Source organism: Streptomyces sp. (genome assembly GCF_036566765.1).
Taxonomy (GTDB): domain Bacteria; phylum Actinomycetota; class Actinomycetes; order Streptomycetales; family Streptomycetaceae; genus Streptomyces.
The window spans coordinates 17,730-28,504 of record NZ_DATCVQ010000684.1 but is presented as its reverse complement, the minus strand read 5'-3'; the positions used below and the strand labels follow the sequence as shown (position 1 = coordinate 28,504).

General features: G+C 74.0%; 11 protein-coding genes. 5 read left to right on the top strand and 6 right to left on the bottom strand.

The annotated features are described in order from the left end of the window. Positions 1–123: 123 nt before the first annotated feature. From VIU94_RS39715 to VIU94_RS39705, 3 genes are read left to right on the top strand one after another with little or no spacing between them, the layout of a single operon-like run. Complete coding sequence (locus VIU94_RS39715) at positions 124–807, top strand: response regulator (RefSeq protein WP_331919678.1); 684 nt, start codon at positions 124–126, stop codon at positions 805–807. A gap of 8 nt (positions 808–815) precedes the next feature. Beyond that, on the top strand, positions 816–2,297 hold the full coding sequence (locus VIU94_RS39710; RefSeq protein WP_331919676.1) for an ATP-binding protein: 1,482 nt from the start codon (positions 816–818) through the stop codon (positions 2,295–2,297). Continuing rightward, positions 2,294–2,863, top strand: coding sequence for a hypothetical protein (locus VIU94_RS39705; RefSeq protein WP_331919674.1), 570 nt, complete (start codon positions 2,294–2,296; stop codon positions 2,861–2,863). Before VIU94_RS39710 ends, VIU94_RS39705 begins: the two co-directional genes overlap by 4 nt. Positions 2,864–2,906: 43 nt before the next feature. On the opposite strand, the gene VIU94_RS39700 is transcribed toward VIU94_RS39705, so the two are convergent. After that, complete coding sequence (locus VIU94_RS39700; protein WP_331919672.1) at positions 2,907–3,722, bottom strand: serine hydrolase domain-containing protein; 816 nt, start codon at positions 3,720–3,722, stop codon at positions 2,907–2,909. A gap of 52 nt (positions 3,723–3,774) precedes the next feature. Between VIU94_RS39700 and VIU94_RS39695 the strand changes: the two genes are divergently transcribed. Together VIU94_RS39695 and VIU94_RS39690 are read left to right on the top strand one after the other, a co-directional pair. Continuing rightward, positions 3,775–4,185 carry a MerR family transcriptional regulator gene (locus tag VIU94_RS39695; RefSeq protein ID WP_331919670.1) on the top strand — a complete coding sequence of 137 codons (411 nt, stop codon included), beginning with the start codon at positions 3,775–3,777 and terminating at the stop codon, positions 4,183–4,185. Continuing rightward, positions 4,182–5,189 (top strand): aldo/keto reductase, encoded by a 1,008-nt coding sequence (locus VIU94_RS39690; RefSeq protein ID WP_331919668.1) that lies wholly within the window; start codon positions 4,182–4,184, stop codon positions 5,187–5,189. Before VIU94_RS39695 ends, VIU94_RS39690 begins: the two co-directional genes overlap by 4 nt. 128 nt (positions 5,190–5,317) lie before the next feature. On the opposite strand, the gene VIU94_RS39685 is transcribed toward VIU94_RS39690, so the two are convergent. The 5 genes from VIU94_RS39685 to VIU94_RS39665 form a co-directional block, all read right to left on the bottom strand. Beyond that, entirely contained in the window at positions 5,318–6,505 is a 1,188-nt protein-coding gene (locus tag VIU94_RS39685) for an acyltransferase family protein (protein ID WP_331919666.1), read from the bottom strand. After that, positions 6,502–7,488, bottom strand: coding sequence for an alpha/beta hydrolase (locus VIU94_RS39680; RefSeq protein ID WP_331919664.1), 987 nt, complete (start codon positions 7,486–7,488; stop codon positions 6,502–6,504). Before VIU94_RS39680 ends, VIU94_RS39685 begins: the two co-directional genes overlap by 4 nt. 197 nt (positions 7,489–7,685) lie before the next feature. Further along, positions 7,686–8,372 carry a response regulator gene (locus VIU94_RS39675; protein WP_331919662.1) on the bottom strand — a complete coding sequence of 229 codons (687 nt, stop codon included), beginning with the start codon at positions 8,370–8,372 and terminating at the stop codon, positions 7,686–7,688. Then, on the bottom strand, positions 8,369–9,778 hold the full coding sequence (locus VIU94_RS39670) for a sensor histidine kinase (protein ID WP_331919660.1): 1,410 nt from the start codon (positions 9,776–9,778) through the stop codon (positions 8,369–8,371). Before VIU94_RS39670 ends, VIU94_RS39675 begins: the two co-directional genes overlap by 4 nt. A gap of 103 nt (positions 9,779–9,881) precedes the next feature. After that, entirely contained in the window at positions 9,882–10,751 is an 870-nt protein-coding gene (locus VIU94_RS39665; protein ID WP_331919658.1) for a DUF4429 domain-containing protein, read from the bottom strand. Positions 10,752–10,775 lie beyond the last annotated feature (24 nt).

The following is a 10,775-nucleotide window of genomic DNA, read 5'->3' as shown; positions in this document are numbered from 1 at the left end:
GCCCGCCGCCGCGCGGCAGGGCTGCGCCGCCGTGGCTGACGCCCCCGCCGCCCTGCGGGGCCGCGCCGTCGTGGCAGGCCTCCGCCACCCCTTCCGTACCTCCGACCCCGGGACCGTGCTCCGATGCCTCGCGTGCTGCTGATAGAAGACGACCCCTCCGTCCGCGAAGGGGTCGAACTGGGGCTCCGGCGGCGAGGGCACGAGGTGCGGGGGGCCGCGACCGGGGAGGCCGGGCTCGCGCTGCTCGGGGAGTTCCGGCCGGATCTCGTGCTGCTCGACCTCATGCTGCCCGGCATGAACGGTGTCCAGGTCTGCCGTCGCATCCGCGAGGACAGCCAGCTGCCGATCATCATGCTGACCGCCCGCGGCGACGACTTCGACGTCGTCATCGGCCTGGAGGCCGGCGCCGACGACTACATCGTCAAGCCCGCCCGTACCGAGGTCATCGAGGCCCGGATCCGCGCCGTCCTGCGGCGGATCGAGGAGCCCGGCGGCGGCCGCCCGGCCGTCGAGTTCCACGGCGAACTCGCCATCGACCGCGCCGGCCTCGCCGTGGCCAAGGCGGGCACGCGCATCGCCCTCGCGCCCTCTGAGCTGAAGCTCCTGCTCCATCTCTCCGCCGCGCCCGAGCAGGTCTTCAGCCGCCAGCAACTCCTGGAGCACGTCTGGGAGCACAGCTACCACGGCGACGCCCGCCTGGTGGACGCCTGCGTCCGGCGCCTGCGCAACAAGATCGAGGACACGCCCGGCGATCCCCGCTACATCCAGACCCTGCGCGGCTTCGGCTACCGCTTCGGACCGCTGTGAAGGCCCACGTGCCGGGCGGCGACCGCCCCGCCGAGAGACGCCGGCGCCGCCTGCACCCCTTCGGCCTGCGCACCCGCCTCGTCCTCGCCTTCCTCCTCGTCGCCGCCGTCGGCTGCGGCACCACCGCCGCGCTCACCTACCGCGCCGCCCGCACCGCGATCCTGGAGCAGACCCAGGACACCGCCGTCACGGCCTTCCGTCAGCAGGTCGAGACCCTGAACACCATGCTGCCGGTCGAGCTCGACGGGCTGCGCAACGAGTTGCAGCGCATCGCCCGGCAGGGCAAGCCGCGGCCCTGGCGGGTGTACGCGGAGTACGGCGCCCTGCGCGTGTCGTCCACCGACCGGCCCGAGTCCACCGTCCTGACCCCCGAACTGCGCACCCGCGCCCGCGCGCTGGGCACGACGCACAGCAGCTTCCAGCGGGTGGTCAAGGACGGCGCCCCGTACCTCACCATCGCGGTCCCCGCCGTCTTCGGCGGCTACTACCGGGGCTTCCCCGAGGGCAGCCCCACCGGCCTCGTCCTGTACGCGGTGATGGACCTCGGCGAGGAGGAGGCCAACATCGAGGCGATGGTCGTCGCCGCCCGGGACGGCGCCCTGCCCGCGCTGCTGGTCGCCCTGATCCCGGCGCTGCTGGCCGCGAGAGGCGTGCTGCGCCCGGTCCGGGAGCTGCGGCGCGCGGCCCACAGCATGGGCCGGGGCCTCCTGGACACCCGTATCCATGCGAAGGGCAGCGACGAACTGGCCGACCTCGCCCGGACCTTCAACGAGTCCGCCGCGGGGCTCGAACGCTCCGTCGCCGAGCTCCGGCGCGCCGAGGCCCGCGCCCGCCGCTTCGCCTCCGACGTCTCGCACGAGCTGCGCACCCCGCTCGCCGGCATGCTCGCCGTCACGGAGGTCCTCGACGAGGACGCCGACGGGCTCGACTCGGACACCGCCCGCGCGGTCCGCCTGATCAGCGCGGAGACCGGCAAACTGGCCGTCCTCGTCGAGGACCTGATGGAGATCTCCCGCTTCGACGCACGCGCCGCCGAACTGCACACGGACGAGGTGGACGTGGCCGAGGCGGTCCGCAAGAGCCTGCAGAACCGGCGCTGGACCGACCCGTCGCAGGGCCCCACCCAGATAGTCACCGAGCTCATCGACGGCATCCGCGCCCAGCTCGACCCGCGCCGCTTCGACGTGATCGTGGCGAACCTGGTCGGCAACGCGCTGCGGCACGGCGGGGCGCCGGTGACCGTCCGGGTGCACGCGGAAGGGGACTGGCTCGTCATGGAGGTCGCCGACCGGGGGCGGGGCATCCCGGAGGACGTCCTGCCGCACGTCTTCGACCGTTTCTACAAAGGCGACGCCGCCCGCACCCGCTCGGCCGGCAGCGGTCTCGGCCTCGCCATCACCCTGGAGAACGTCCGGCTGCACGGCGGTACCGTCGTCGCCGCCGACCGGCCCGACGGCGGCGCCGTCTTCACCGTCAGGATCCCGCTGTGAGCCCCGCCGCGAGCAGGTCCCTGCGGCGTGCAGCGGCCGCCCTGCTGGCCCTGCTGCCGCTCGCCGCCTGCGGCATACAGAAGAGCGATGTCGTGGAGGCGGGCGGCGCGGCTCCGGTCATCGTGCAGCCGACGGCCGGTCCGAGGATGCTGCTGTTCTTCGTCGCGCAGGACGGCCGGATGATGCCGGTCGCCCGCGACCTCGGCATCGGCCGGGTGGTCGGCTCCACGATCGAGTCCACCGACCCGCCCGACCAGCACGTCGCCACCGACAAGGTGCTCAGTGCCCTCATCGAGGGACCGGACGACCGGGAACGCGCCGCCGGCCTCACCAGCCGGATCGCCTTCCACGGCGCGGGCGAGCCGCACGCGCAGAGGCAGCCCGGCGCCGACGGCGGCTCGGCGCTACGCGTCCGGCTCACCGTCCGGGTGCAGGACCTCGACCCCATCGCCGTGCGCCAGTTGGTGTGCACGGCCGTGTACGCCGAGGACCTCGGCGCCGCGGCTCAGGTCGTCGTCTCCGGGATGGACGGGGCACTGCCGGCGACCCGGTGCGAGACGGACTAGAGACGCGTCAGGCCTTCGGGACGCGTCAGACCTTCGGGACGCGTCAGGCGCGCAGCTCGGCGAGGACCGCGTCCGTGAACGTCGGCCACGCCTCGATCGCCCACGGCCCGAAGGCGCGGTCGGTCAGCGCGACGCAGGCCGCGCGGGCGTCCGGGTCGATCCACAGGAACGTGCCCGACTGGCCGAAGTGCCCGAACGTGCGCGGCGAGGACGAGGCCCCCGTCCAGTGCGGCGACTTGCCGTCCCGGATCTCGAAGCCCAGCCCCCAGTCGTTCGGCCGCTGGTGGCCGTAGCCGGGCAGGATGCCGGTCAGGCCGGGGTACGTCACCGTCATCGCGTCGAGGACCGTGCGGGCGTCCAGCAGCCGCGGCGCCTGCACCTCGGCCGCGAACCGCACCAGGTCGTCCACGCTCGACACGCCGTCCTTCGCGCAGGAACCTTCCAGCGTCGTCGCGGTCATGCCCAACGGGTCCAGGACCGCCTGGCGCAGGTACTCCGCGAACGGGATGTCCGTCGCCTTGGCGACATGGTCGCCGAGCGCCTCGAAGCCGGTGTTGGAGTAGATCCGCCGCGTCCCGGGCGCCGCCATGACCCGGTTCTCGTCGAACGCGAGCCCCGAGGTGTGCGCCAGCAGGTGCCGGACCGTCGCGCCCTCGGGCCCGGCCGGCTCGTCGAGGTCGATCGCCCCCTCCTCGTACGCGACGAGGGCGGCGTACGCGGCCAGCGGCTTGGTCACCGAGGCGAGCGGGAACCGCAGGTCCGTCGGGCCGTGCGCGCCGGCCACGGAGCCGTCCGCGCGGACGACGGCGGCGGCCGCGGTGGGGACGGGCCAGTTCTCGATCAGTGCCAGGCTCTGCATGCGGCCGAGCCTACTTGCTTAGAGTGCACTCCAACGTTTTAGCGTGGTGGACATGAGCGTGATCGAGAGCACGGCCGGGCTTGCCGGCAAGGACCGCTACACGATCAGCGAGGTGGCCGCCCTGACCGGGCTCTCGGCCCACACCCTGCGCTGGTACGAGCGGATCGGGCTGATGCCGCACGTCGACCGGTCGCACACCGGCCAGCGCCGCTTCACCGCCCGCGACCTGGAGTGGCTGGCCTTCGTCGGCAAGCTGCGGCTGACCGGGATGCCGGTCGCCGACATGGTCCGGTACGCGGAGCTGGTGCGGGCGGGCGGCCACACCCACGCCGAACGGCGCGCGCTCCTGGAGAGCACCCGGATCGACGTGCTGAACCGGATCGCCGAGCTCCAGGACACGCTCGCCGTCCTCGACTTCAAGATCAGTCACTACGCGAACGCATGCGGAGGCACCACCTCATGAGCAGGATCGAGACCGTACGGCTCGGCGTCGACGGACCCCAGGTCGGCGTGCAGGGCTTCGGCGCCATGGGCATCAGCGAGTTCTACGGCGACACCGACGAGGCCGCCGCGCGCGACACCCTCGACGCGGCGTTGGAGTTCGGCGTCACTCTGATCGACACGGCGGACGCGTACGGGCGGGGCGCCAACGAGGAGTTCCTCGCGCCGTTCGTCGCCGCGCACCGCGACGAGATCACCCTGGCCACCAAGTTCGCCCTGGAGCGCGGCGACGACCCGCGGCACCGGGGCATCCGCAACGACCGCCCGTACATCCGGCAGGCCGTCGAGGGCAGTCTGCGCCGCCTCGGCGTCGAGACCATCGACCTGTACTACATGCACCGCCGAGACCCCGCCGTGCCGCTCGCCGAGTCCGTCGGGGCCATGGCGGAGCTGGTGCGCGAGGGCAAGGTGAAGTACCTCGGGCTGAGCGAGGTCACCGGCGCGGAGCTGCGCGAGGCGCACGCGGTGCACCCGATCACCGCGCTCCAGTCGGAGTGGTCGCTGTTCTCCCGCGACGTGGAGCACAGCGCGGTCGGCGCGGCGGCGGAGCTCGGCGTGGCCTTCGTGCCGTACTCGCCGCTCGGCCGGGGCTTCCTGAGCGGGGCGTTCGCGGACGCCGCGAAGGACCTGTCGGACGACGACTACCGCCGCCACCAGCCGCGCTTCAGCGGGGAGGCGGCGGAGCGGAACGCGGCGCTCCTGGCCCCGGTCCACAAGATCGCGGCGACGCACGGGGCGACGGCCGCGCAGGTGGCCCTCGCCTGGGTCCAGCAGCGGGCCCGGGTGCACGGCCTCACGGTCGTCCCGATCCCCGGCACCCGCAAGCGCTCCCGCCTCGCGGAGAACGCGGCGGCGACCCGGATCACGCTGACGGACGCGGAGCTGGCGGAGCTGGAGCCGATCGCGGGGCAGGTGACGGGGGACCGGTACCCGGACATGCGGTTCACGTCGACGGCGCGGGAGTAGGGCCTGGGGCCTGGGGGCAGGGCCGCACGGCCGGGCGTACGGCCTGAGGCCGGCGCCGCACGGCTGGCGCCGCACGGCTGGGCGTACGGCCTGGGCGTACGGCTGGGCCGACGCCCTGGGCATACGGCTCACCCCAGGGCGAACACCGCGAAGCCCGCGGCCAGCACGCCCGCCGTGGCGCGCAGCGCCGTTCCGGTGTTCGCCCAGGGCGCCTCGAAGCGCCGCGCGTGCCGCCCGATCAGCACGAGCAGTCCGGCGAACAGCGGCATCCAGGCCAGCCGGGCGAGGACCCAGCCGACCGAGTCCGGCGCGCCGACCAGGCCGGTGAGCTCACCGCCGTACGAGCCGGGGATCGCGGCGGCGAGCATCGCGGTCTGGTGCCAGCACAGGATCGTCATCGCGGACAGGTTGATCGCGACGACCGGCGCCCACAGCGCGGGTCGGCGCAGCAGCCGCCCCAGCCGCTCGCGGAGCAGGATCGCCGCACCGCTCTGCGCGGCGGCGAGGGCGAGCACCAGCAGCGACGGCGGGTGCGAGTTGGTGCGGGCCTCGCCCGGCACGCCGACCATCGAGGCCGGGTAGCCGAACACGAGCAGCAGCGCGGCGAACAGCGCGACGCCGCCGAGCAGCAGCCCCCACGCGTGCCGCCGCGTCACCCGGCCCTCGGCCCAGGAGACGCCGAGCTGGTACGCGAACATCCACCCCGGCAGGATGTTGAGCACGCTCAGCCAGCCCGGCATCGCGTCGGCGTACGGCCCGTAGCGCAGGACGTCCACGACGGCGACGGCGCCGAGCAGCGGTGCCGCGGCCCACACGCCCATGCGGCGGGCGGCGCGGACGCAGTACGGGGTGAGCGCGGTGATCACCGTGTAGACGCCGACGAACCACAGGGGCTGTACGACGAGGGTGGACGCGGTCCGCAGGGTGCCGTAGGGCACCGCGAACCCGTAGTGCAGCAGCGGCAGCGTCACGGCCCAGACGGCGGTGACGCCGAGCACGGGCCGGCCCAGGCGGGTGAGCCGCCCCTTGAGCCAGTCGCGGGCGGGGCCGGAGTGCCGCGCGTACGACAGCGCGGAGGCGAACCCGCCGACGAGGAAGAAGATCCCGAGCATCTGCAGGACCCAGCTGACGGGGGCGAGTCCGCCGAAGGCGGAGAGCGGGCTGGCGTTGTGGATCGCGCCGTCGGGGGTGAGCGTGAACCCGCCGAGCAGCCAGTGCCCGGTGGGAACGGCGAGCAGGGCGAGCGCGCGGAGTCCGTCGATCGCGCGGTCGCGGTGGGCGGGGGTGCGGGCTTCGACAGTCGCGGCGAGATTCACTCGACGTCCCCCTCGGCGATGGCGGCGAAGGCGCGCAGGGACTGGGTGCCGGGGGCGAAGTACCCGTCGTGGCCGCGGGCGTCGGCGGCGGGCACGGGCCGCGCGCCGAACTCCGGGTCGGTCGGGTCGGCTCCGTGCCCGAGCCCGAGGAGACGGACGTTCGGGACTTTGGAGATCCAGTCGTCGGGGTCCTTGGCGGCCCAGACCCGGGCGGAGGTGCGCAGCTCGGCGACGTTGTCGGCGCGCATGCCGGGGGAGCCGTGCACGACGATGTCCTTGGCCTTGAGGTCGCGGGCGGCCAGGCCGCAGACGACGGAGCCGTAGCTGTGGCAGAACACCGCGGGCTCCGGCGCGCCGGCGGCCACGATCCCGTCGACGAACCGGACCAGCCGCGCCGCGCCCGCCTCCGCGAGGCCGCCGGTGGCGGCGTCGACCCCGACGCCGACGGGCGTGGTGTACCCGGCCCAGGCGACGACGGCGGTCCGCCCGCCGGAGGCGTCGTGCAGGGCTTCGGCCTTGCGGACGAGGGACGCGCTGTGCCCGGCGTCGACATCGGACCCGGGCACGACGACGGCGACGTGCGCAGCCCGCTCCAGATCCCCCTCGACGACGGCCACCTGCCCCCGCCCCCGAGGGTCGTAGGCAAGCACCTGCCGCCCGACGAACCGCGGATCGCCCTTCAGGGACCGGGCGTTGGCGGCGTACCGGAGGTGTACGGGAACGCCGTCGAGGTTCCCGACGACGGAGGGGTGGAGCCGTATGAGCTCCTGTTGCTGAGGTGACGTCAAGGAGCGGAAGAACTCCGAGACTTCACGCGCCGTGACGCCCGCCGGGTCGGGAAGCCCGGCAGCGACCCAGGCCCGGACCCCCTCCGGCCCCCCGGTCACAGCCTGCTGCGAACTCCCCGAGGCCCACCCCGCGGTCCCCGCCACCACGGTGACCACCAGCGCGAACGTGGCCACCGTCTTGTTGTACCGCCGCATCCCGGGCTCCTCCTGCTTCCGCTGCCTCGTCGTTGACGTGAGGAAGGTAGGAAGCGGAAGGGTGACGCCACGTCACACCATGGAGCCAACTGCGAACTGCTACCGGGGTAGGGGGAGGTGCTGGGGAGAACCCCCGAGTCGGGGGAGGGCGAGCCCCCGGGGGAGAACCCCAGGCGCGAGAGGGCGAGCCGCCTACGTCAGACGACCCCGTCCCCCGGCCGCACCAACCCCGCCTCGTACGCGAAGATCACCAGCTGCGCCCGGTCCCGCAGGTCCAGCTTCGCCAGGACCCGGCCGACGTGCGTCTTCACCGTCTGTTCCGCCAGGACCAGCCGTGCCGCGATCTCCTGGTTCGACAGGCCCCGGGCGATCAGCTCCAGGACCTCTGTCTCACGCGGCGTCAGGCCGTTCAGGCGGAGCGACGCCCGGTCCCGGCGCGGTGCCGGACGTTGCGCCGCGAAGTCGGCGATCAGGCGTCGCGTCACGGACGGCGCCAGGAGCGCCTCGCCCGCCGCCACCACCCGTACCGCCGCGATCAGGTCCGCCGGCGGCGCGTCCTTCAGCAGGAAGCCGGACGCCCCGGCGCGCAGCGCCTCGTACACGTAGTCGTCCACGTCGAAGGTCGTCAGCATCAGCACCCGAGGCCGGTGCACCGCTCCCACCCCGCCCGTGAGGATCTCCCGCGCCGCCGTGAGCCCGTCCATCTCCGGCATCCGCACGTCCATCAGCACCACGTCCGGATGCGTGGACCGCGCCACCTCCACGCCCGCCCGTCCGTCCGGCGCCTCGCCCACCACGTCGATGTCGGTCTGCGCCGACAACAGCGCGGCGAACCCCGCCCGCACCATGGCCTGGTCGTCGACGATGATCACGCGGATGGTCACATGGAGCCCTTCATAGGTGAAGCCGTACCCGTACGCAGCGGCATCCGCGCCGCGACCCGGAAGCCGCCGTCCGGCAGCGGCCCGGTGTCCAGCGTGCCGCCGGTCAACCGTACGCGCTCCCGCATCCCCACAAGCCCGTGCCCGGTCCCGCCGCTCTCCACCGGCGACCGGCGCGAACCCCGCTCCTCCGACGGCCCGTTGACGACCAGGACCGTCAGCCACTCGCCGCTCTCGTCCGGCCGCACCGACACCCGCGTCCGCGCCCCCGGCGCATGCCGGACCACGTTCGCCAGCGCCTCCTGCACGATCCGGTACGCCGACAGGTCCACCGCCGCCGGCACCTCCCCGAGCTCCGCCGCCAGCGACGACTCCGCCGGCACCCCCGCCCGTACCGTCGCCTCGATCAGCTGCTGCACCCGGTCGAGCCCCGGCTGCGGGGCCCGCTCGCCCTCCGTGCCCTCGCTCCTGAGCACCACGAGCAGCCGCCGCATCTCCGCGAGCGACTCCCGCGCGGACGCGGCGATCGAGCCGAACTCCTCTCGCGCCGCGTCCGGCAGGTCGGGGATCCGGTACGGCGCCGAGTCCGCCTGGACCGTGATCACCGACATGTGGTGGGCGACGACGTCGTGCAGCTCGCGCGCGATCCGGGTGCGCTCCTCGAGGAGCGTCCGCCGCGCCCGCTCCGCCTCGCTGATCGTCTCCTGCTCGACGAGCCGGCGCTGCGCGTCGCCGCGTTCGCGCAAGGTACCGGTGATCAGGAGCACGACACCGCTGAGCACGAACAGCAGGACGTGTACGGGCTCGCTGAGCTCGGGCGCGATCAGCTCGCACAGCCACCCGGCCGCGCCCGTCACCAGCCAGACCCCCAACAGGGTCCGGCGGGGCTCGCGCAGCCCGACGGCGAGCATCAGCGCGAGGTACCCGACCACGACCATCGGGGTCCAGGGCCATGGCCGGCCGGCGGTGCCGTCGGCCGCGATCAGCACGAGCGCCCCGACGAAATCGGCGGTGACGATGATCCACCAGGCCTGCAGCGGCCGCGTCACGGCGAGCAGCAGCGGCGCGGTCTGCGCGGTGCCGAGGGCCCCGGCGAGGGCGCCGTTGACCTGGTACTCCTGCGTGAGGACGGTGATGGTGACCGGCAGCAGCGAGGCGACGAACGCGAGCGCCACGCCGTACGGCAGCAGGCGCAGCCACCGCGCCGGCGCCCCGGCGAGCAGCGGCGCGCCGGGCCGGGTCGGGGTCGCCAGCGCGAGGCCGAGGGCGTGCAGCGGCTCCCGCGCGGTGGCCGGGACGACCTTGCGGACGAAAGAGCGCAGGCGGTCGACGACTTGGGGGGACGGGGGCGCGGATTCCGGCGCGGGCTCGGAAACCGGCGGCTCGGGTGAAGGGGATGCGTTACTCATGACGCGCTCACCCTAGGCAGGTCGCCCCCGCCCCGACGTCATACCGAGGACCCGACCGACGACCGATACCCGGGTATGACACCGGGCCCGGATCAGTCGCCCCCTACAGCTCCGCCAGCAGTTCCCGCTTCTTCGCCGTGAATTCCTCGTCCGTCACCAGCCCCGCCCGATGCAGGTCTCCCAGGTGGCGGATCCTTTCCGCGATGTCCGCCGGATCGCGCCGCGCGCCCGCCGTCACCGCCGCCGGCGCGGCTCCGTCGGCCTCCGCGTCGCGGATCGCCGCGAGGACCGCCGCCGCGAACGGCAGCGACTCGTGGACCGGCCCGTACCCGAGCCCGAAGACGACCGACGCCGGGTCGAGGTCGGCCTGAGCCGGCTGCGTGCCGGCGTCGCGGTCGCGGCGCAGCAGTCGCAGATAGCCGTCCATGACGTCGGGCGTGCGCCACTCCACCCCGCTCAGCTCGTGTACCGGGAACGCCTGGTCGCCGGCCTTCCACTTCGCCGACGAGGCGCCCGTCCACGACCAGCGGAAGGCGACCTCGCCCGCACCGTCGAAGCTCGCTCTGCCGTCGTACGCCTTGAAGGACTGCGGTCCCTCCGGGGCCGCCACCAGGTAGCCGTCCGAGGGCCCCGCGTCCGCCGCGACCAGCGGACGCAGCTCGTCCGCGTAGTACTCCGCGAGCGTCTCGCGCTCCGCGGGCAGCACGAGGCGGTACGGGTCGCAGCCGTCCTTGAGCTGCCCCGCCGCCGCCTCCATCAACGGATCGGCCCCCGGTCGCGGCACCGCGTGCAGCACCACCGTCCCGCGCTTGCCCGCCGTCAGGGTCACGTCCGCCAACGCCTCGTGCGGCACGCGTCGTTCGCGCAGCGCCTGGAAGAGTCTCGGCGTGCGTATCCCCCGTTCGAAGCGGATGAGCACGGCGTCGGTCTCGAACTCCCAGGTGGCATGAATTCCGGCCAGCACATCACCCATGCGCCTCATCGTATGCCGCATGCG

Excerpts from the sequence above, each read along its gene's own strand:
- VIU94_RS39715 (WP_331919678.1), top strand. The coding sequence starts at position 124 with ATGCCTCGCGTGCTGCTGATAGAAGACGACCCCTCCGTCCGCGAAGGG.
- VIU94_RS39700 (WP_331919672.1), bottom strand. The coding sequence starts at position 3,722 with ATGCAGAGCCTGGCACTGATCGAGAACTGGCCCGTCCCCACCGCGGCC.
- VIU94_RS39695 (WP_331919670.1), top strand. The coding sequence starts at position 3,775 with ATGAGCGTGATCGAGAGCACGGCCGGGCTTGCCGGCAAGGACCGCTAC.
- VIU94_RS39690 (WP_331919668.1), top strand. The coding sequence starts at position 4,182 with ATGAGCAGGATCGAGACCGTACGGCTCGGCGTCGACGGACCCCAGGTC.
- VIU94_RS39680 (WP_331919664.1), bottom strand. The coding sequence starts at position 7,488 with ATGCGGCGGTACAACAAGACGGTGGCCACGTTCGCGCTGGTGGTCACC.
- VIU94_RS39670 (WP_331919660.1), bottom strand. The coding sequence starts at position 9,778 with ATGAGTAACGCATCCCCTTCACCCGAGCCGCCGGTTTCCGAGCCCGCG.
- VIU94_RS39665 (WP_331919658.1), bottom strand. The coding sequence starts at position 10,751 with ATGGGTGATGTGCTGGCCGGAATTCATGCCACCTGGGAGTTCGAGACC.